General features: G+C 62.2%; 22 protein-coding genes. 8 read left to right on the forward strand and 14 right to left on the reverse strand.

Annotation, left to right across the window (positions count from 1 at the left end; genetic code table 11):
- Window positions 1–26 precede the first annotated feature (26 nt).
- Window positions 27–731: a hypothetical protein gene (locus tag NKH89_RS04965; protein WP_352639123.1), complete on the reverse strand. Its 705-nt coding sequence runs from the start codon at window positions 729–731 to the stop codon at window positions 27–29.
- Between the two features lie 127 nt (window positions 732–858).
- On the opposite strand from NKH89_RS04965, the gene thrC reads away from it, so the two are divergent.
- The 4 genes from thrC to NKH89_RS04985 are packed head-to-tail and all read left to right on the forward strand — an operon-like array spanning window position 859 to window position 7,066.
- On the forward strand, window positions 859–2,256 hold the full coding sequence (gene thrC / locus NKH89_RS04970; protein WP_352846083.1) for a threonine synthase: 1,398 nt from the start codon (window positions 859–861) through the stop codon (window positions 2,254–2,256).
- Between the two features lie 14 nt (window positions 2,257–2,270).
- The gene (locus NKH89_RS04975) at window positions 2,271–3,563 is read left to right on the forward strand and encodes a M16 family metallopeptidase (RefSeq protein WP_023716937.1); all 1,293 of its coding nucleotides are present in this window, start codon (window positions 2,271–2,273) and stop codon (window positions 3,561–3,563) included.
- A 15-nt stretch (window positions 3,564–3,578) separates the two neighbouring features.
- Entirely contained in the window at window positions 3,579–4,175 is a 597-nt protein-coding gene (locus NKH89_RS04980) for a GNAT family N-acetyltransferase (protein ID WP_023716936.1), read from the forward strand.
- A gap of 2 nt (window positions 4,176–4,177) precedes the next feature.
- Window positions 4,178–7,066: an EAL domain-containing protein gene (locus NKH89_RS04985; RefSeq protein WP_023716935.1), complete on the forward strand. Its 2,889-nt coding sequence runs from the start codon at window positions 4,178–4,180 to the stop codon at window positions 7,064–7,066.
- Between the two features lie 23 nt (window positions 7,067–7,089).
- Here the strand turns inward: NKH89_RS04985 and NKH89_RS04990 are convergent, their stop codons facing one another.
- Window positions 7,090–7,698 carry a YqgE/AlgH family protein gene (locus NKH89_RS04990; protein ID WP_023716934.1) on the reverse strand — a complete coding sequence of 203 codons (609 nt, stop codon included), beginning with the start codon at window positions 7,696–7,698 and terminating at the stop codon, window positions 7,090–7,092.
- A 147-nt stretch (window positions 7,699–7,845) separates the two neighbouring features.
- Here NKH89_RS04990 and NKH89_RS04995 point away from each other — a divergent pair, with 147 nt between their 5' ends.
- The 3 genes from NKH89_RS04995 (at window position 7,846) to NKH89_RS05005 (ending at window position 9,862) form a co-directional block, all read left to right on the forward strand.
- Window positions 7,846–8,652: a protein-disulfide reductase DsbD domain-containing protein gene (locus NKH89_RS04995; RefSeq protein WP_023716933.1), complete on the forward strand. Its 807-nt coding sequence runs from the start codon at window positions 7,846–7,848 to the stop codon at window positions 8,650–8,652.
- 83 nt (window positions 8,653–8,735) lie between these two features.
- On the forward strand, window positions 8,736–9,236 hold the full coding sequence (locus NKH89_RS05000) for a peroxiredoxin (RefSeq protein ID WP_352589027.1): 501 nt from the start codon (window positions 8,736–8,738) through the stop codon (window positions 9,234–9,236).
- Window positions 9,237–9,382: 146 nt separating this feature from the next.
- Entirely contained in the window at window positions 9,383–9,862 is a 480-nt protein-coding gene (locus NKH89_RS05005) for a DUF2938 domain-containing protein (protein ID WP_023716931.1), read from the forward strand.
- A gap of 5 nt (window positions 9,863–9,867) precedes the next feature.
- On the opposite strand, the gene NKH89_RS05010 is transcribed toward NKH89_RS05005, so the two are convergent.
- The 12 genes from NKH89_RS05010 to coxB form a co-directional block, all read right to left on the reverse strand.
- Entirely contained in the window at window positions 9,868–10,461 is a 594-nt protein-coding gene (locus NKH89_RS05010; protein ID WP_023716930.1) for a histidine phosphatase family protein, read from the reverse strand.
- A gap of 42 nt (window positions 10,462–10,503) precedes the next feature.
- Window positions 10,504–11,031, reverse strand: a complete 528-nt coding sequence (gene rnhA, locus NKH89_RS05015; protein ID WP_023716929.1) for a ribonuclease HI — start codon at window positions 11,029–11,031, stop codon at window positions 10,504–10,506.
- A complete protein-coding gene (locus tag NKH89_RS05020) occupies window positions 11,028–11,990 on the reverse strand; it encodes a homoserine kinase (RefSeq protein ID WP_023716928.1) in 963 nt (320 codons plus the stop codon). The genes rnhA and NKH89_RS05020 overlap by 4 nt, the downstream gene beginning before the upstream one ends.
- Window positions 11,991–11,995: 5 nt before the next feature.
- Complete coding sequence (gene ispH, locus NKH89_RS05025; protein WP_023716927.1) at window positions 11,996–13,000, reverse strand: 4-hydroxy-3-methylbut-2-enyl diphosphate reductase; 1,005 nt, start codon at window positions 12,998–13,000, stop codon at window positions 11,996–11,998.
- Window positions 13,001–13,107: 107 nt separating this feature from the next.
- Window positions 13,108–13,863: an SURF1 family protein gene (locus NKH89_RS05030; RefSeq protein WP_352483708.1), complete on the reverse strand. Its 756-nt coding sequence runs from the start codon at window positions 13,861–13,863 to the stop codon at window positions 13,108–13,110.
- Window positions 13,860–14,246: a DUF983 domain-containing protein gene (locus NKH89_RS05035; RefSeq protein WP_352859180.1), complete on the reverse strand. Its 387-nt coding sequence runs from the start codon at window positions 14,244–14,246 to the stop codon at window positions 13,860–13,862. Before NKH89_RS05035 ends, NKH89_RS05030 begins: the two co-directional genes overlap by 4 nt.
- Window positions 14,247–14,357: 111 nt before the next feature.
- Window positions 14,358–15,239: a cytochrome c oxidase subunit 3 gene (locus NKH89_RS05040; protein ID WP_023716924.1), complete on the reverse strand. Its 882-nt coding sequence runs from the start codon at window positions 15,237–15,239 to the stop codon at window positions 14,358–14,360.
- Between the two features lies 1 nt (window position 15,240).
- Window positions 15,241–15,873 carry a cytochrome c oxidase assembly protein gene (locus NKH89_RS05045; RefSeq protein WP_352547562.1) on the reverse strand — a complete coding sequence of 211 codons (633 nt, stop codon included), beginning with the start codon at window positions 15,871–15,873 and terminating at the stop codon, window positions 15,241–15,243.
- 7 nt (window positions 15,874–15,880) lie between these two features.
- Window positions 15,881–16,048 carry a cytochrome c oxidase system small membrane protein gene (locus tag NKH89_RS05050; RefSeq protein WP_023716922.1) on the reverse strand — a complete coding sequence of 56 codons (168 nt, stop codon included), beginning with the start codon at window positions 16,046–16,048 and terminating at the stop codon, window positions 15,881–15,883.
- Window positions 16,045–16,989 (reverse strand): heme o synthase, encoded by a 945-nt coding sequence (locus NKH89_RS05055; RefSeq protein WP_352908462.1) that lies wholly within the window; start codon window positions 16,987–16,989, stop codon window positions 16,045–16,047. Before NKH89_RS05055 ends, NKH89_RS05050 begins: the two co-directional genes overlap by 4 nt.
- Window positions 16,990–17,065: 76 nt before the next feature.
- Window positions 17,066–18,718 (reverse strand): cytochrome c oxidase subunit I, encoded by a 1,653-nt coding sequence (gene ctaD, locus NKH89_RS05060; protein ID WP_023716920.1) that lies wholly within the window; start codon window positions 18,716–18,718, stop codon window positions 17,066–17,068.
- Window positions 18,719–18,756: 38 nt separating this feature from the next.
- Entirely contained in the window at window positions 18,757–19,635 is an 879-nt protein-coding gene (gene coxB, locus NKH89_RS05065) for a cytochrome c oxidase subunit II (protein WP_023716919.1), read from the reverse strand.
- 371 nt (window positions 19,636–20,006) lie between these two features.
- On the opposite strand from coxB, the gene NKH89_RS05070 reads away from it, so the two are divergent.
- Window positions 20,007–20,531 (forward strand): invasion associated locus B family protein, encoded by a 525-nt coding sequence (locus tag NKH89_RS05070; protein WP_023716918.1) that lies wholly within the window; start codon window positions 20,007–20,009, stop codon window positions 20,529–20,531.
- Window positions 20,532–20,571 lie beyond the last annotated feature (40 nt).

Here is a 20,571-nt window from a genome sequence, read left to right on the forward strand (position 1 = left end):
AACCGCCGTGGCGCGAATGCACCGGCTCAGTTGGTCGCGGCGGCTTTCTTCTTCTTCGGCTTGTCCGACGCCCCTTTCGGAGCGCCCTCGTCATACCCGGCAAATGCCTGGTAGTCCCGCGCCGTCGGCTCCGGAACGACGACGTTGGAATCGGTGAAGACGAACTGCGTGGCACTCGAGGGATCGGTAACCTGGACCTGATAGGAGTGAAGCTGCGAATAGAGAACTTCGGTGCCGTGCATCACCGCGATACGGATCGGCATGGTGATGGTACCGGGGGCGAACATCGGACCAGGCACGACCTTGCCGGCAACGGCTATCTTCATCGACAAGGAGCCGTTGGCGCGGCTGCAGTCGCGGGTCACATCGGTGATCGAAGCCTGATAGATGATCTTGGCGGAATCGTCCGGCTGATCGACGCCTGCCGCGTCCGCTGCCGGCTGGGCGGCTTGGGCATCCTCGGCGGCAACATCGGTTTTTTTCTTCGGCTTCGGACCGCTCTTGGCGTAGATATTGAAGAAGGCGGTGCCGTCACGCAACGTCACTTTCGGGCAATAGGCCTGCAGCTGGCTGGAAAGCACCTTGGGGTCGGGTGGCGGTGGTGGCGTCGTATCCTTCTTGCCGAAGCCGAGAATGCCATTGTCGCTCGATTGGCAGCCTGCGGCAGCAAGCATAAAGCCGGTGAGCGCCAGACCCGCGACAAAACGACCGTTGAATGAATGAAACGCCATGAACTGCACTTCCCTCTCGCAAAGCCGGTGACGTATATCAACCGCGCGGCAAAAATGCGACTGAGCCAGCGCAGAAATCCACCACCTTACGGCGGGCGAAGATTCCCGCAGCAATGGAAACGTGACGATGCAATATGTGAGTACCCGCGGGGAAGCGCCCGCGCTTGGATTCTCCGACGCGGTGCTGGCCGGGCTGGCCCGCGACGGCGGGCTCTATCTGCCGAGCGCCTGGCCGCATTTTTCCGCAGCAGAGGTCCGCGCCATGCGCGGCCTTGCCTATCCCGATCTTGCAATCCGCGTGCTGTCGCCGTTCCTCGGTGGCGAGATCGCGGCGCCGGTGTTCGAACGGCTGGTGCGCGAAGCCTATGCGACCTTCCGCCATGAGGCCGTCTGCCCGCTGGTGCAGAGCGGGCCGAACAGCTTCGTGCTCGAGTTGTTCCACGGCCCGACGCTCGCGTTCAAGGACGTGGCGATGCAGCTTCTTGCGCGGCTGATGGACCATGTGCTGGCCGAGCGCGACCAGCGCGCCACCATTGTCGGCGCCACTTCCGGCGACACCGGAGGGGCCGCCATCGATGCCTTTGCCGGGCGCAACCGCACCGACATCTTCGTGCTTTTCCCGCACGGCCGCGTCTCGCCGGTGCAGCAGCGGCAGATGACGACCTCGACCGCCGCAAACGTCCACGCATTGGCGATCGAAGGCAATTTCGACGACTGCCAAGGCCTGGTGAAGGACATGTTCAACGACCACGGTTTTCGCGACCGGGTGTCGCTATCCGGCGTCAATTCGATCAATTGGGCCCGCATCATGGCCCAGATCGTCTATTATTTCTCCTCCGCGCTGTCGCTTGGCGCGCCCGACAGGCCGGTTTCCTTCACGGTGCCGACCGGCAATTTCGGCGACATTTTCGCCGGCTACGCCGCCAAGAAGATGGGATTGCCGATCGAGCGGCTGATCATAGCCACGAACGACAACGATATTCTGGCGCGCATGCTGGCGACCGGCGAATACCGCATGAAAGGGGTCTTTTCGACCACGTCGCCCTCGATGGACATCCAGGTGTCTTCGAACTTCGAACGCTTGCTGTTCGAGGCGTCCGGCCGCGATGCCTCGACCGTGCGGCGCTACATGGACGGGCTCAAGCAGTCCGGCGCCTTCACCATCGAGGCCGGCGAAATCGCCAAGATCCGCTCCGAATTCGACGCCGGCCGCGCCACCATGGGCGAGGTCGCCGCCACAATCCGCACCACACTTGCGGCGAGTGGCTACCTGCTCGACCCGCATACCGCCGCAGCCGTGCATGTGGCCACTGGCAAAGCCGCCGGTGAGGTGCCAATGGTGGTGCTGGGCACTGCGCACCCGGCAAAGTTTCCGGCGGCCGTCGAAGCCGCCAGCGGCGTGTCGCCTGCCCTCCCCGCATGGCTGGGCGGGTTGATGAGCGCCGAGGAAAAATACACGGTACTTCCATCCGACCTGAAAATGGTGGAAGATTATGTCGGCCGCCACACGCGGGCGGCGCGTTAGGGAGTAATTGCCATATGGGTGTTGAGGTAAGCCGTCTGTCGAACGGCCTGACAGTCGCCACCGAAACCCTTCCAAGCCTCGAATCTGTTGCCCTTGGTGCCTGGGTCAAGTCGGGCGCACGCAACGAGCGTGACGAAGAGCACGGAATGGCGCATTTGCTCGAGCACATGGCTTTCAAGGGCACCAGGCGGCGAAGCGCCTTCGAGATCGCCTCGGAGATCGAGGACGTCGGCGGCGAGATCAATGCCGCGACCAGCGTCGAGACGACCTCCTATTATGCAAGGGTTCTGAGCGACGATGTGCCGCTGGCGGTCGATATCCTTTCCGACATCCTGCAGGACTCCGAATTCGATCCGCAGGAGCTGGAGCGCGAACAGCATGTGATTCTGCAGGAGATCGGCGCCGCGCACGATACGCCCGACGATGTCGTTTTCGATCACTTTACCGAGACCGCCTTCCGCCACCAGACTATCGGCCGCTCGATTCTCGGCACGCCGGAAACCGTCAAATCCTTCACTTCGAAGCAACTGCACGACTTCATCGAACGGCAGTACGGCGCCGAGAACATGGTGATGGTGGCAGCCGGCGACATCAAGCACGACGATTTCGTGCGCGAGGTCGAAAAGCGTCTCGGCGGCTTCCGCGGCAAGGCCGACGGCACCATCCCGCAATATGCGCAATATGTCGGCGGCGATTTTCGCGAAGACCGCGACCTGATGGACGCCCAGATCGTGCTGGGTTTCGAGGGCCGTGCCTATCACGTCCGCGATTTCTATGCCTCTCAGGTCCTGTCGATGATCCTCGGCGGCGGCATGTCGTCGCGGCTTTTCCAGGAAGTCCGCGAAAAACGCGGCCTGTGCTATTCGGTCTATGCCTTCCATTGGGGTTTTTCCGACACCGGCGTCTTCGGGGTCCATGCGGCAACCGGACAAAGCGATATCGCCGAGCTGGTGCCTGTGATCATCGACGAGCTACAAAAGGCCGGCGAAAACATCCTGCAGGAGGAGCTCGACCGGGCGCGTGCCCAATACCGCGCCGGGCTGATCATGTCGGCCGAGAGCCCGGCCAGCCGCGCCTCGCAGATCGCCAGGCAGTTGCTTCTGTTCGGCAGGCCGATCGCCAAGGAAGAGCTGATGGAGCGGCTGTCGGCGCTGACGGTCAAGCGGCTGACGGATCTGTCGTCGCGGCTTTTTTCGACGAAGCCGACGCTTACAGCCGTCGGGCCGGTGGGTACGCTCGCGCCCTATGAAGCGATCCTCGATTCGCTTTCGGGCTCGCAGACCACTGCCCGTAAGCTTGCCGTCTAAGCTTATTCGAGCGTCGTGTTCGCGCTCCCTTTCTTTCGCCGCGACCTGCCGGCACTGAAGGGCGACCTTGTCACGCTGCGTGTGCCGCTGACCAACGACTATCGCGAGTGGTCGGTGCTGCGCGGCGAAAGCCGTGCCTTCCTTGAGCCGTGGGAGCCGCGATGGACCCCTGACGAGCTCGACCGCACCGCATGGCGGCATCGTATCGGCCGCTACCGCGAGGACTATGCGCAGGGGACGGCGATCGCCTTCTTCATCTTCGAGAAAAGCAGCGGCAAGCTTGCCGGCGGTATCACCCTCGGCAATATCCGCCACGGGGTCGCCCAAAGCGGCCATATCGGCTACTGGATCGGCGAGCGCTTCAGCGGACGCGGCCTGATGACCGATGCCGTCAAGGTGGTGACGCGTTTCGCCTTCGAAACGCTGCGGTTGCACCGGATCGAAGCTGCCTGTATCCCCGATAACGCCCGGTCGATCCGCGTGCTTGAAAAAGCCGGATTCCGGCGCGAAGGACTGCTACGATCCTATCTCAGGATCAACGGCATCTGGCAGGACCATTACCTATACGCCCGAATCGCGGACGATCCGCCGGGCGTTGGAACAAAGGGCTGATTTTGACGAATTTTCTGCGCAACGGGTCGCTGCTTGCCCTTATGCTGGCGGCAATCGTCACGCTCTGCGCGGCATCCTCGGCGTTTGCGGTCGAACCGATCAAGATTGCCCGCGACGACGTGGCGCTCGACCTTTCGGGTGCCGTTGAAATCTACCGCAACCAGGGCGAGAATTTCCAGGTCTCAACGGCACCCGGCCCGGACGGCATCGTGCGGCGAATCGAGGTCGAGGCCAATGACGCGCGCTCGACCGGCGACTGGGCGGTGTTCGCGCTCGCCAATACCACCGACCAGCAGCTCGACAGGCTGATTGTCGCACCGCATTTCCGGCTGGTGAATTCCGGCCTGTTCTGGCCGGATCTCGGCTCGACCCGTATCGCCGCGATCACGCCCAGCGAAGGCTTTGCGCTCGACCGCCAGACCAGCCCAGACGCCGACGTGTTCCGGGTGACGCTGAACCCCGGAACGGTGATTACCTTCATCGCCGAGCTCGCCTCGCCCAAGCTGCCGCAGGTCTATCTGTGGGACCCCGAATCCTACAAGGACTCCGTCAATTCCTACACGCTGTTTCGTGGCATCGTCATCGGCATCGCCGGCCTGCTGGCGCTGTTCCTGACCATTCTTTTCGTCGTCAAGGGGACCTCGATGTTCCCGGCGACGGCGGCCCTAGCCTGGGCGGTGCTTGCCTATATCTGCGTCGATTTCGGCTTTCTCAACAAGATCATAGAAATATCCCCGGGCAATGAGCAGATGTGGCGCGCCGGAACGGAGGTGGCGCTTGCGGCGACCTTCGTGGTGTTCCTGTTTGCCTATCTCAACCTCAACCGGTGGCACGGCCATTTCAGCTACGGCGCACTGGTCTGGATCCTCGGGCTGGTGCTGATCGCCGGCGTTGCCATCGTCGATCCGGCGGTTGCCGCCGGCATTGCCAGGCTGTCCTTCGCAGCCACCGCGCTGACCGGGCTCGGCCTGATCATCTTCCTCGGTATACGCGGTTACGACCGCGCCATCATGCTGGTGCCCAGTTGGGTGATGGTTCTGCTGTGGCTATGCGGATCGTGGATGGCAATCACCGGCATGCTGGACAACGATATCGCCCAGCCGGCGCTCGGCGGTGGGCTGATCCTCATCATCCTGCTGATCGGCTTCACCGTGATGCAGCACGCTTTTGCCGGCGGCGCCCTGCATCAGGGCCTGTTCTCCGACCTCGAGCGGCAGGCGTTGGCGGTTGCCGGATCGGGCGATACTGTGTGGGACTGGGACGTGCTGCGCGACCGCGTCGTCACTCGTCCCGACGTCAGCATTCAGCTCGGCCTTGCGCCGAACAGCCTCGGCGGCCCTGCCCGCAACTGGCTGCCGGTGCTGCATGCCGACGACCGCGACACGTTTCGCACGACGCTCGACGTGGTGCTCGAGCACCGGCGCGGCCGGGTGTCGCAAAACTTCCGCCTGCGCGGCGCCGACGGGCACTATCACTGGTTTTCGCTGCGTGCCCGGCCGGTGATCGGCTCGGACGGCGAGGTCATCCGCTGCGTCGGCACCATGGTCGACGTGACGGAGCAGAAGAAATCCGAGGAACGGCTGCTGCACGACGCCGTGCACGACAATCTGACCGGCTTGCCCAACCGCGAGCTGTTCATGAACCGGCTGGAGGCGATCATCTCGATCGCCCGTACCGAAGAGAAGGTGCGCCCGACCGTCTTCGTCATCGACATCGACCGCTTCAAGCAGGTCAATGACGGGCTCGGCATCTCGGCCGGCGATACCATCCTTTTGACCATCGCGCGGCGGCTGCACCGGCTGCTCAAGCCGAAGGATTCGCTGTCGCGATTTGCCGGCGACCAGTTCGCGCTGATGCTTTTGTCGGAGCAGGATCCGGCTCGCATCGCGGCCATTGCCGATGCCATCAAGCACGCCATCAACAACCCGATCACCTTCGCCAAGCGCGAGATCGTGCTGACCGCCTCGATCGGGCTGATCACCTGGACCTCCACGCAGACCTCGGCTGAGGACATGGTCAAGGACGCCGAGCTTGCCATGCATCAAGCCAAGCGCTTCGGCGGCGACAGGATCGAGCCGTTCCGGCCAGCCTTCCGCACCGTCGGCACCGACCGGCTGCAGTTCGAGTCCGATCTGCGCCGCGCTATCGAACGACGCGAATTCACGCTTGCCTACCAGCCAATCGTGCGGCTGGAGGACGGCAGCGTTGCCGGCTTCGAAGCGCTGCTGCGCTGGGACCATCCGCGTCGCGGCATGATCCCGCCGGCAGATTTCATCCCGGTCGCCGAAAACTGCGGCCTGATCGTGCAGCTTGGCCTGTTTGCCATGCAACAGGCTGCCGAAGACCTAGCAGGATGGCAAAAGCAGATCGGCGATGCGCCGCTCTCGGTCTCGGTCAATCTGTCCAGCCGTCAGCTCATCCGCCGCGACCTGGTCAGCGACGTCCGCTCGGTGATCGCGCGGGCCAATCTGAAACCGCGCTGCTTCCGGCTCGAACTCACCGAATCGCTGGTGATGGACAATCCCGAGCAGACCGCCCATGTGCTGACCAAGCTGAAGCAGCTTGGCATCGGCCTGTCGCTGGACGATTTCGGCACCGGCTATTCATCGCTGGCCTATCTGACGCGCTTTCCGTTCGACACCATCAAGATCGACAAGAGCTTCGTCGACGACGCGACGCCGAAACGCGCGGTGCTGCTCAAATCCATGGTCAACATGGCGCATGAACTCGGCCTGTCGGTTGTCGCCGAAGGCATTTCGGACGAGAGCGATGCGCTGGAGTTGCGGCAGATGGGCTGCGAATACGTGCAGAGTTTCATGTTCGGAGCGCCGATGCCGGGCGACCAGGTGCTGAAGACGCTGAAGGAACAGTATCCGCTCACTCAGGCGTGACAAATTTCGGGACGTAATGAGGTTCAGGCGTGACCGGCAGCCAGGCTGAGATGCGCGAGATCGATGCCGATCGAGGCAAGGATCCGGTCGTATTTGCGGTCGATGTCGGCGTCGAACAGAAGCTCGGCACTAGCCGGGCAAGTCAGCCAGCCATTCTCGACGATCTCGTTTTCAAGCTGACCCGCACCCCAGCCGGCATAGCCGAGCGCCATCAGAGCCCGCCGGGGTCCGCGGCCGGAGGAGATGGCGCGCAATATGTCGACGGTCGCAGTCAGGCAGACGTCGTCGGACACGGCGAGCGAGGATTCCACCCGGTAGTCGCCCGAATGCAGGACGAAGCCGCGGCTGCGATCCACCGGTCCGCCATTGCGCACGACGAAGTCGCGCGCCGGCGGCGGCAGGCGAATTGCCTCCAGTTCGTTCATGATCCCGAGTTGCACGAGCAGGTCCGGAAACAGCATCTGCTGCGTCTGGTTGATGATCAACCCCATCGCGCCTTCGTCGCTGTGCGCGCAAATGTAGATGACGGAGCGCGTGAAGCGGTCGTCCTTCATGCCGGGCATGGCAATCAGGAACTGGTCGTCGAGAAAGCCGGGTCCTGCGGCCGTCTTTTTATGACGCAACAAATCCATGACCACAGCGTAACGCGTTTCCAGGGCGCCGAAAAGATGGGCGGCGCCCGATTTGATCAGGCTCATAAGTCAAAGGTCACGCAAATATGATGCCGGCGGCGTCATGAAATCATTGTGCGGCCATCAACAGACGATCAAATCATTGCCATGCAAAGCTTGAAAATCCTGCTGCTTGGCGTGGCCATTGGGTCGGCGACCTGCCTCCCCGCCTCAGCCTCCTCGTCGGCCTGGTACAATAGCGAAGGCGGCCGGGTGCGGCTGGTGACGAGCGGCAAAGCCGACGAGGCCGGGCGTCTCCAAGGTGTCCTCGACATTGCGCTGAAGCCAGGCTGGAAGACCTATTGGCGCGATCCGGGCGATGCGGGCGTGCCGCCACAGATCGACATCTCGGCCAGCACCAACATTGCCGACGCGACGCTTTCGTTTCCGCCGCCGCAGCGCCACGATGACGGCTATGGCAAATGGGCCGGCTACGACCACCCGGTTTCATTGCCGGTGACGTTCACGCTTGCTGCACCCGGCCAGCCGGCCGTCATCGATGCGGACATCTTCCTCGGCATTTGCGAAACCATCTGCATCCCGGTGCAGACAAGGCTGACCATCGATCCCGGCGCCGATCCCGACAACGCCGAGGATGCGGCACTGGTCAAGGCAGGCCTTGCAACTCTGCCCGCCACGGCAACGCCCGATTTCGGAATAAACGTACTGCCGGGCGATCACGAAACCCTGATTGTCGAAGCGAGCTTTCCGGGCACTCCCGAGGCCGCCGACTTCTTCGTTGCCGGCGAACGCGACTACATGTTCGGTGCCCCGACCCGCAGCGAAAAGGATGGCAAGCTGATCTTTACGGTGCCGATCCTCGACAGGCCGTCGACAACGCCAACCGATGGCGGCCTTCACTACACACTGACAAGTGCCGCTGGCGCGGTCGAAGGCCTGCTGCCTTTTCCGTGATGCCAACGTCTGGACGGTTGCCGGGCGCGCCTTAGTTCGCTATCGCAAGGACACTCCCTTTCCATTCTCAAGCGAGGACCATCATGACGATCTCCGTTGGCGACAAACTGCCGGATGCGACCTTCAAAACAATGACCGCCGACGGTGCAAAGCCGATCACGACGGGCGAGATATTCTCAGGAAAGACGGTCGTGCTGTTTGGCGTTCCAGGCGCTTTCACGCCGACCTGCAGCAATAATCACCTGCCGGGCTACCTGGATAATTACGACGCCATCCTGGCGCGCGGCGTCGACACTATCGCCGTCGTCTCGGTCAACGATGTTCACGTCATGGGAGCCTGGGCTCGCTTCAGCGGCGGTGAAGGCAAAATACTTTATCTTGCCGATGGCAATGGCGATTTCGCCAAATCGGTCGGCCTCGACGCCGACCTCTCCAGCGGCGGCATGGGGCTGCGCTCGAGGCGTTTTTCGATGATCGTCGATGACGGCAAGGTCACCGCACTCAATGTCGAGACAAAGCCCGGCGTCGACGAGTCCGGTGCGGCTCACATTCTCGGACAGCTTTCCGTCTTGGCGACAGCCTAGGCCAGGGATGACAAAGGGCGCCTTCGAGCGCTACGCGTTCAAAGGATGCCGCCTTTTCATCGGCGCATGATCCTTCCGAAAGCCGACCCGGTTTTCAGGGCCATGCGTCGGCGCTTCGGGACTGCTTGCTTTTTGGGACCTCGGTTATGTCTGACATCTTTTGGCGCGCTGTCGCGATCGGTATCGGCGCAACCGCGCTTATGGATATCTGGGCGATTTTCCTGAACAAGGCGTTTGCTCAGCCGCGGCCGAACTGGGGGCTGGTCGGCCGCTGGGTCTGGCATCTCAGGGAAGGCAAGGTCTTCCATGACGACATTGGCGAGGCCTCGCCCTATGCGCATGAATCTGCACTTGGCTGGGCCTTTCATTATGCTGTCGGCATCGTCTACGGCATCATACTGGTCGTGCTGGCCGGAACGGGCTGGCTCACCGCGCCGACCTTCCTGCCGGCCTTTATCCTCGGCATCGTCACCGTCGGCGCCGGTTGGTTTCTGCTGGCGCCCGGCATGGGTGCCGGCTGGGCCGCTTCGAAGCGCCCCAATCCAATGCAGGTCCGCGCCCTCAATCTGGTGTCGCACACGGTGTTCGCGCTCGGACTGTTCGGCACCGCCCTGCTCATCCGATAGCCAAGTCAGCCGTCGCGGCGCTGCGCCGGCCTGTCGATCGGCTGCCATCCATGGATAACGCGACGCGCACCGGTATCGTATGCGAAGTAGTTCCCGCCGCCCGCTGGCTGATCCGCCTCGCGGCTGATTTCCCGACCGCTCAAAGAGAGCAGCAGGAGCGTTCCGACACCTCCGTGACCTATGAATGCGACGTCGACAGCGGCGTCGGTGCCTAGCACAGTGTCTACCTCGCTTAGAATACGACGCTGGGCATCGATAGCTCGCTCCCATCCACGAATGCTGCTGTTTGGATTGGCGAAGAATTGGTCGGCGACCGCTTCGAACTCGGAAGGCGGCAGGAAACCGGTTGCCGATCGGTCATTCTCATGCATCCCTTCCCTCACCTCGATCGCAAGGCGGAGATGCCTTCCGAGTATCTCGGCGGTTTCTATCGCCTTGCGTTCACCCGATGACACGATCCGCCGAATCGACCCAACCCACGGCTGATCGAGCATTGCCGATGTTCTCGCTCGCCCGAGGTCGGATAGTCCCCATTCCGCCACTGGAACGTTGGCATCGACCTGAACCTGGGGATGCGTGATGTAGTATGCGATCGGCATGATAGAGCTCTTCCTGCCAGAGAGCGGACCCGCAGCCGGAATTCAATAGCTTTGGGTCGAGCGCCGCGCCTTTGTGGTCGTCGGCTGCTTTGACTGCGAACCTGGTACTGGTGCCACAGTCTTGACGAGCCCTTTCTTGAATGGCGCCATGCCGAGCCGCGCCAATTCGTCGGCGCGCTCGTTCTCGGGATGGCCGGCATGGCCCTTGACCCAATGCCAGGTGACCTGATGGCGGTTACGCGCTGCATCGAGCTGCTGCCACAGCTCGGCATTCTTCACCGGCTGCCTGGCGGCCGTCTTCCAGCCGTTGCGCTTCCATCCGTCGATCCAGCTGAAAATACCGTCCTTGACATAGTTGCTGTCGGTATAAAGATCGACGGCGCAGGGCTCCTTGAGCGCATTAAGCGCCGAGATGGCCGCCAACAGTTCCATACGGTTGTTGGTGGTGGCAGCCTCGCCGCCCGACAGTTCTTTCGTCACACCGTTGAAGCGCAAGATCGCGCCCCAGCCGCCAGGCCCGGGATTGCCCGAACAGGCACCATCGGTGAAGATTTCAACGCGCTTGGTCATGTTAGTCCATATTCGGAAGGAGAGTTGATCGCCCGATGGAAGCGCATCCGGCGGATATATTCGGTCGGGTCGCGTTTCATCACAAGCCCGCCGTCCGGGACCGTCAGCCAGTCGTAGAGCCGGGTCAGCATGAAGCGCAGCGCCGAACCGCGCGCCAGCATCGGCAGCGCCGCTTTCTCGTCGCTGCTCAGCGGCCGCACGCTTTGGTAGCCGGCAAGCAACGCCGTGCCCTTGGTCAGATTGAAGGAAAAATCCTTCTCGAAGCACCAGGCGTTGAGGCACGTGGCAACATCATAAGCGTAGAGGTCGTTGCAGGCGAAATAGAAGTCGATCAGCCCGGACAGTTTCTCGCCGAGGAAGAATACATTGTCCGGGAAAAGATCGGCATGGATGATGCCCTGCGGCAGACCGTTCGGCCAGTTCCGCTCGAAATCGGCGAAATCGGCATCGACCTCGGCCGCCAATCCCGGCTCGACCTCATCGGCGCGGGCGTGGGCGGCGTTCCACAGCTTGCGCCAGCCATCGATGGCAAGGGCGTTGGGGCGGGTCATCGGGAAATCCGCGCCGGCGAGATGCAGTGCCGCCAGAGCCTTGCCGACCTCGCCGCAATGCCCAGCTGTCGGCCGCCGCAGCGATAGACCCTCAAGGAAGGTGATGATGACCGCCGGCCGGCCGGCAAGCGTTCCGATCACACCGCCATCCTGCGCGGTGACCGGGAGCGGGCACGAAATGCCCTTTCTGGCGAGGTGGGCCATGAGGCCCAGAAAGAACGGCAGGTCAGCCTTGTCGACGCGCTTCTCGTAAAGCGTCAGTATGTAGGAGCCGCTGCTGGTGTGCAGCAGAAAATTCGAATTTTCGGTGCCTTCGGCGATGCCCTTGTAGGACAAGAGATCGCCGACCGGATAGTTCCTGAGGAACGCGCCGAGCTCGCCCTCATTGACGTCGGTGTAGACCGCCATCGTTGCTACGCAGCCCCGTTGACGAAGGCCATGTCGGCTGCCGTCAGTTCGACATCGCGCAACACCCGCATCACCGGAAAATCCTCCGTCTCCGTCGCCGTCACGGCCAACTCGATGGTTACGTCGAAGCGCTGCCGGAAGGCATCGACAATCTCGTCGACGATGATCTCCGGCGCCGAGGCGCCCGCCGACAGGCCGAGTGTCGAGATGCCGGCAATGTCATTCCACGGAATTTCGGAGGCGCGCTGCACGAGAAGCGACATCGAGGCGCCGGCGCGTTCGGCCACTTCGACAAGCCGCCGTGAGTTGGAGGAGTTAGGCGCACCGACGACCAGGAAGAGATCGGCGCCGGCCGCTGTTTCCTTGACCGCCTCCTGGCGATTGGTGGTGGCATAGCAGATCGATTCCGCCGCCGGCGCGTGCAACTCGGGAAAACGTTGCTGCAGGGCGCGGATGATGCCGGCGGTGTCCTCGACCGACAGCGTCGTCTGGGTGACGAAACCGAGCGCTCGCGGGTCTGCGGGCACGAAGCTTGCGGCGTCGGCTTCGGTCTCGATCAGAGTGACCGCGCCATCCGGCAACTGGCCCATTGTGCCGATCACCTCAGGATGCCCGGCATGGCCGATCAAAAGCACGTGGCGGCCAAGCCGCTGATGGCGCATTGCCTGCTTGTGGACTTTCGAGACCAGCGGGCACGTCGCGTCGAGATAGAACAGGTTGCGGGACCGGGCGTCGGCCGGCACCGATTTCGGCACGCCATGCGCCGAAAAGACGACCGGGCTCTGGCGATGCTCGGGCGGGATCTCGGAGAGCTCCTCGATGAACACCGCGCCGAGGCTTTGCAGCCCTTCGACGACGTAGCGGTTGTGCACGATCTCGTGGCGGACATAAACCGGCGCGCCATATTTCTTGAGCGCCAGCACGACGATCTGGATGGCACGGTCAACGCCCGCACAGAAACCGCGCGGCTGGCAGAGCCGGATGGTCAGCGGTGGCTTTGTCTGAAGCATGATTGCATCTTACGCTGATTGTAGGCCGGTTGATCGGACTATGACTTCTGAGCTCAAGGCGCGAAATGAGGTGTGCGGCCCTGCCCTGTCAAGGGTAGTGGCGGCGATCATTGGTCTTTCGCCGGGCGGCGGAGCCAGGAGATCAGGACACCGGCAAGGGCGACGGCAAGGCCGTACCAGGTTATCGCATATTGCAGATGGCTGTTCGGCAGGTCGATGACGGTGACGCCGCCGACGGGCAGCCCGCCGGGGTTGGCGGCGGCGTTCGCATCGATGAAGATCGGCACCAGCGCCGCACCTGCCGGCAGGCCGGCGCTCGAGGCCATCGCGTCACGATCTTTCCAGTAGAAGATGTTCTTCTGCGGATCATTGTCGGGAAGCATCATCGAGGGCTTGGCCGGCAGCGGGTTGCGGGCGAGCCCCGTCACCGTCACTTTGCCCGTCACCTGCCCCTGCGGCCGCTTGGCGGGGTCCTTGAAATCGTAGGGCACGAAGCCGCGGTTGATCAGCACGAAACGGCCATCCTCGAGTTGCAGCGGCGTGAAGACATCGAAGCCGGACTGGCCTTCCCAGGTGGCGAGGAAATGCCGTTCGCCTTGATGCAGGAAAGTGCCGGTCACTATCACCGGCGTGTAGTCCACGTCGCCGGTGGCAGCAAACCGCTTTTCGACCTCGGCCAATGGCACAGGCGCCGAATGCGTGCGCTGGTCGATCGTCTGGAGAAGGCCCTCTTTCCAGTGCAGGCGCTGAACCTGCCAGGTGCCGAGCGCCAGCAGGATCAAAGACACGACGATACCCAGGCCGAGCGCCAATGCGCGTTTCGGCCGCGACCGGCCGGCCACCAAACCTGATGCCTCGCTCATTCGCCGCGGTCCAGCCGGCCCTCGGCCGCCTTGTTGCGGTATTGCAGCGTCAGCAGCACGCCCTTGATCAGCCTGAGCGCCGCCAGGCACAGCACCAGCGTCAGCGGAATCCACAGCAACAGATGCAGCCAGAGCGGCGGATTGAGCGTCACCTCCATCCACAGCGCCAGGCCGACGACGATGAAGCCGATGATCAGAATAACGAACACCGCCGGCCCGTCGCCGGCATCGGCGAAGGAATAATCGAGGCCGCAATTGGTACAGCGATCGCCGACTGTGAGGAACCCGAAGAACAGCTTGCCCTCGCCACAGCGGGGGCAGCGGCCATGCAGGCCGGCCGAGATCGGATCGATTGGTGGCCAGATCGCCTTGTCGTCGCTCATGGGGTCATCCTAGGAGCATTTGCCGCAAAAGATAAGGCGGCCACGTCGCCGCAGCCGCCTTGTCTATTTCCTCGGCCCCATTTTCCTCGGGCCCATTTCCTCGGGCCAATGTCAGTGCGGTTCGATCATTGCGCCGTTCGATGCCCAGACATAGATCGAGGCAAACAGGAATAGCCACACCACGTCGACGAAATGCCAGTACCAGGCGGCGGCCTCGAAGCCGAAATGCTGCTTGGGCGTGAAGTCGCCCTTCATGGCGCGGATCAGGCAGACCAGCAGGAAGATAGTGCCGATGATGACGTGGAAACCATGGAAGCCGGTCGCCATGAAGAAGGTGGCGCCGTAGATCGAATCCCTGAAGCCGAACGGCGCATGCATGTACTCGTAGGCCTGCACCATGGTGAACAGCATGCCGAGGCCGACGGTCAGCACCAAGCCATTGATCAGCCCTTTGCGGTCGCCGTGGATGAGCGAGTGGTGCGCCCAGGTCACCGTGGTGCCCGACAGGAGCAAGATGACGGTGTTGTAAAGCGGCAGATGGAAAGGGTCGAGAACTTCGAGGCCCTTGGGCGGCCAGACGCCGCCGGTGAAGGCGGTACGGGCATACTGATGGACCTCGCCGGGGAACAGGCTGGCGTCGAAGAAGGCCCAGAACCAGGCGACGAAGAACATCACCTCGGAGGCGATGAACATGATCATGCCGTAGCGCAGATGCAGCGACACGACACGAGTGTGGTGCCCCTCATGCGCTTCCTTGATCGTATCCGACCACCAGGCGAACATCGTGTAGATGACGATCAGCAGGCCGATGAAGAACAACCATGGATTGGCGATGTTGAAACCGAAGATGGGGAAATCGCCGCCCTTGAGATATTGCATGTAACAGACGCCGCCGATCGCGGTCACCAGCGCCCCGACGGAGCCCAGGAAAGGCCATGGGCTCGGGTCGACGAGGTGGTAGTCATGTTGCGGTTTTGCGTGTGCGTCTGCCATATCAACCCCCGAGGCTTGCTTCGGTATCTGAACTCTTGTTGCGGCGGCCGTCGGCCGGCACCGATGATGCGACCGGCTTGGTCTTGTCGACCGGGAACATCGTGTAGGACAGGGTAATCGTCTTCAAATCCTTCAATTCCGGCGCGTTGACGATGTCGGGATCGACATAGAACACGACCGGCATGTCCAACGTCTCGCCCGGCTTCAGCGTCGTGTCGGTGAAGCAGAAACACTCGACCTTGTTGAAGTAAGGTCCGGCCAGTTCAGGCTGTACATTGAAGGTGGCGCGTCCGGTGATGGGCCGGCTGAATTTGTTGGTCGCGCTGAAATGCGCCTCGGCTGTTTCGCCGATCTTGATGGTGATCGAGCGGGCGACCGGCTGGAATTGCCAGGGAATGCCGACAGTGTTGGCATCGAAGCGGATGGTGATGTCACGGTCGAGCACCCGATCGGCATATTGCTGGGTCGCCCGTTTAACGGTGCCGCCGTAGCCTGTCGCCTGGCAGAACATCGCGTAGAGCGGCACTGCGGCATAGGCCATGCCGATCATGCCGCCGAAGAACGCGATGCAGACGCCGGCGACGACGCGGTTCGTATTCTTCTTCGTAGGATCGGTGACTGTTTGCCTGGTCATGTTCAGCTCACATCGAACCGGTGACGCTGTGACCAAATTTCACGATGGTCGCGACGTAGAATATGACGACCAGCGCCGCCAGCGCGAAGCCGATTGCGGCCGAGCGATTGCGGCGGGCCTTCTGCTGACGGTCGGTCAGCGTGACCAGTTCAAGCTTCTTTTCGGCCATGCTCATGCTCCACCGATGGTCAGCGCGCGCGCGACGACGCAATCGCCAAGGTAGGCGGCGAAGATGGCGAAGAGATAGAGCAGCGAATAGCCGAACAGGGCCTTGGCCGGCTTCATCGCCCGGTCGTCATCGTCCATTTGCAGCACCTTCCACGCATACCAGACGAAGCCGGCGCCGAGCAGCAATGCAACGACGCCATAGGCTGGCGTGGTGAAGCCGAGAACCCATGGCAGCACGCCAACCGGTGCGAGGACCAGCGCATAGGCAAAGATCTGGCGTCTGGTCGAAGCCTGGCCGGCGACATTCGGCATCATCGGAATGCCTGCCTTGGCATAGTCCTCCGACTTGAAGAGCGCGAGCGCCCAGAAATGCGGCGGCGTCCACAGGAAGATGATCAGGAACAGCACCAAGCTTTCGAGGCTGACCGATCCGGTTACCGCCGCCCAGCCGATGACCGGCGGAATGGCACCGGCAGCACCGCCGATGACAATGTTCTGTGGCGTCCAGCGCTTCAGCCACATCGTGTAGATGACGGCATAGAAAAAGATGGTGAAGGCCAGAAGCGATGCGGCCAACCAGTTGACCAGCACGCCGAGCGTCATCACCGACAGAACCGACAGCACCAGCCCGAAGCTCAATGCCTCGCCAGGCCGTATGCGGCCGGCCGGCACGGGACGGCCGGCGGTGCGCGTCATCACCGCATCGATGTCTGCGTCATACCACATGTTGAGCGCACCGGACGCGCCGGCACCAATGGCAATAGCCAGGATCGCGATCACCGCCAGCAGCGGATTGATGGTCACCGGGGCGGCGACCATGCCGACAAACGCTGTGAACACCACCAGCGACATGACGCGCGGCTTCAGCAGGGCGAAGAAATCGCCCGCCGTCGCTTCCGACATGCGGAAGCCCGGCTCGTCAATCAGTCTGTCTTCGGCAAGGGCCATGCGTACTTAGAGTCCATCATTCCGTTGGCCAAAACCGCCGGACGGCCGGCGGTTCCGTATTAAAGGAGGCAACCGCCTACTTGATCTTCGGCAGCTGTTCCCATTGGTGGAACGGCGGCGGCGAAGGCAGCTGCCATTCCAGCGTGGTCGCACCCTCACCCCAAGGATTGGCGCCGGCGACCCGCTTCTTCTGGAACGCCTCGAAGACGCCGAACAGGAAGATGACGACGCCGACAGCCGAGATGTACGAGCCGTAGGACGACACCATATTCCAGCCGGCGAAGGCATCGGGATAGTCGATATAGCGACGCGGCATTCCGGAGAGACCGAGGAAATGCTGCGGGAAAAAGACCAGGTTGACGCCGACGAAAGTGACCCAGAAGTGGGTGTTGGCGATCACCGGCGAATACATGTAGCCGGTCATCTTCGGGAACCAGTAGTACCAGCCGGCGAAGATGGCGAAGACCGCGCCCAGTGACAGCACGTAGTGGAAGTGCGCAACCACGAAATAGGTGTCGTGCAGCGGGCGGTCGAGGCCGGCATTGGCCAATTGCACGCCGGTGACGCCACCAACTGTGAACAGGAAGATGAAGCCGATCGCCCACAGCATCGGGGTCTTAAGCGAAATCGACCCGCCCCACATAGTGGCGATCCACGAGAAGATCTTCACGCCCGTCGGCACCGCGATGACCATGGTGGCGAAGACGAAATAGCGCTGGGTGTCGAGCGACAGGCCCGTCGTGTACATGTGGTGGGCCCAGACGATGAAGCCCACCGCGCCGATGGCAACCATCGCATAGGCCATGCCGAGATAGCCGAACACCGGCTTCCTCGAAAAGGTCGAGATGATATGGCTGATGATGCCGAAGCCCGGCAGGATCAGGATATAGACTTCTGGATGGCCGAAGAACCAGAACAGGTGCTGGAACAGGATCGGGTCGCCGCCGCCGTCCGGGGCGAAGAAGGTGGTGCCGAAATTGCGGTCGGTCAAAAGCATGGTGATGCCGCCGGCCAGCACCGGCAACGACAGCAGCAGCAGGAAGGCGGTGATCAACACCGACCACGCGAACAGCGGCATCTTGTGCATGGTCATGCCGGGCGCGCGCATGTTGAAGATGGTGGTGATGAAGTTGATGGCGCCAAGAATCGAGGAGGCGCCGGCGATGTGGATTGAAAGGATCGCCAGGTCCATGGCCGGTCCAGGCTGGCCCGATGTCGAGAGCGGCGGATAAAGCGTCCAGCCGCCACCGACGCCATAGGCGCCCGGCGCACTCGGGACGAAGGCCGAGATAATCAGCAGGATGAAAGCCGGCGGCAGCAGCCAGAACGAGACGTTGTTCATGCGCGGGAACGCCATGTCCGGCGCGCCGATCATGATCGGCACCATCCAGTTGGCAAAGCCGCCGATCAGCGCCGGCATCACCATGAAGAAGATCATGATCAGCGCATGCGCGGTGGTGAAGGCATTGTACATGCTCTTGCCGCCGTCGATGGCGGCGTCACCGTTCATGCCGTAGACCATCTGTGCCAGGCCAGTGAATATCTGGATGCCCGGCTCCTGCAATTCCATGCGCATGACGACCGATAAGGCGCCACCGATGCAGCCCGCCATGATCGCGAAGATCAGATAAAGCGTACCGATGTCCTTGTGGTTGGTCGAATACACCCACCGGACCCAGCCATGATACGGCTTGTGGTCGTGGTCGTCGTGAGCTGCAGCGTCTGCCATGGTCGGCTCCGTTCCCTGAATCTTTTCTGGTCGCGGCATCAGTTGCCGGCGGCCGCTACCTTGTTCGTGCCATCGACCTCGGCCATCAGCGCCTTGTTGGCGCCGGGAAGATCGGTCTTGGCTGCCGCCAGCCAGGTCTTGTATTGCGCATCGGAGACGACGCGAATGGCGATCGGCATGAAGGCGTGGTCCTTGCCGCAGAGTTCCGAGCACTGGCCGTAATAGAGGCCTTCCTTGTCGGCCTTGAACCACACCTCGTTGATGCGGCCCGGCACCGCGTCGGTCTTGATGCCGAAGGACGGCATGGCAAAGGCGTGAATGACGTCGGTCGCCGTCACCAGCACGCGGGTCATGGTGTTGACAGGCACCACCATCTCATTGTCGACGGCGAGCAGGCGCGGATAGGCGGCGCGATCTTCCTTGCCGGCAGCAGCCCTGTCGGCATCCTGTAGGATCGCGGAATTGAAGGAAAGCGTGTTGTCGACCTGGTATTCGTAATCCCAGTTCCACTGATTGCCCGTCGCCTTGACGGTCAGCTTGGCTTCTTCCGGCGGCGTGTATTGCGCGGTCAGCAGTTGGAACGAAGGAATGGCGAGACAGAGCAGGATGACGACGGGACCGACAGTCCAGATGACCTCGATCAGCGTGTTGTGGCTGGTGCGCGACGGGGTCGGGTTGACGCTCGCCCGGAATTTCAAAATGCAGTAGGCGATCAGAAAAAGCACCAAGGCGGTGATCACAATGATGAACGCGAACGAATAGTTTCCGAACCACTCGATCTGCCTCATAATATCGGTCGCCGGAGGCTGAAAACTGGTTTCCCAGGGTTGAGGCTGGGCTGCATGAGCGGATGCAGCGGCAAACAACGTGGCGGCGGCACTAGCTACGATTTTGGCGGTTGCCAGGAATTTTCTCATCGCCCTCGTCATCTCCCAGTTCCTCGCGATCGGACCGCAAGAATGCCGAATAATGCCGGGACGGGAATCCCGGACAATTCAAGGCTGGTTCAAACCATACTCTATTTGCCTCCGCAAGAAAGGAGCGGCGGAACCCGTGCGGCATTTTTGCGCGCAAGCGCGGCTGTAGCTTCGTGCGGTGACCGCTCGTCGCGAATCACCGGAGCGGCATCCCGGCAGAATGAGCCGCGCGGCGCGCGAAACCGTCGCAATTAGGGCGAAATTGGCACGGAAAAGCGCATTGTCGCCTATGTCGGGGCAGACCGCGGGGGTCTCGTCCTTTACTTGGGTTTAGTGCGGCTTAAAGTGCCGTGATTCGCAATGGAGCCGTCATGAACGCTTGGCTTTCGAGAACCTTGGCGGAGGTCATCCTTGTTGCCGCCGCAATAGCCTTGTCAGGCGGCGGCCTGGCCAATGCCGCGCAGCCAAGCGGCACGGTGAAGTCGACGCATGGGGCGTGGTCGATCATCTGCGATACGCCGGCCGGTGCTACGTCCGAACAATGCGTGATGATGCAGAACGTCGTCGCCGAGGACCGCCCGGAAATGGGTCTTTCCGTTGTCGTGCTGCGTACAGCCGACAACAAGGCCGAAATCCTTCGTGTGCTGGCGCCGCTCGGCGTGCTGTTGCCCAACGGCCTCGGCCTCAATGTCGACGGCAAGGATATCGGCCGCGCCTATTTCGTGCGCTGTTTCCAGGACGGCTGCTATGCCGAGGTCATCCTGGAAAAGCCGCTGCTCGACACGCTGAAGACCGGTACGTCGGCGACCTTTATCGTCTTCCAGACGCCCGAAGAAGGCATCGGCATTCCCGTCGACCTCAAGGGTTTTGCCGACGGCTTCGCCGCCCTGCCTTGAACGCGGTCTTGTAGCACGATCCAGTGATTGTTGACCGGCC

This window comes from Mesorhizobium sp. M0923 (assembly GCF_040319365.1).
GTDB lineage: Bacteria > Pseudomonadota > Alphaproteobacteria > Rhizobiales > Rhizobiaceae > Mesorhizobium.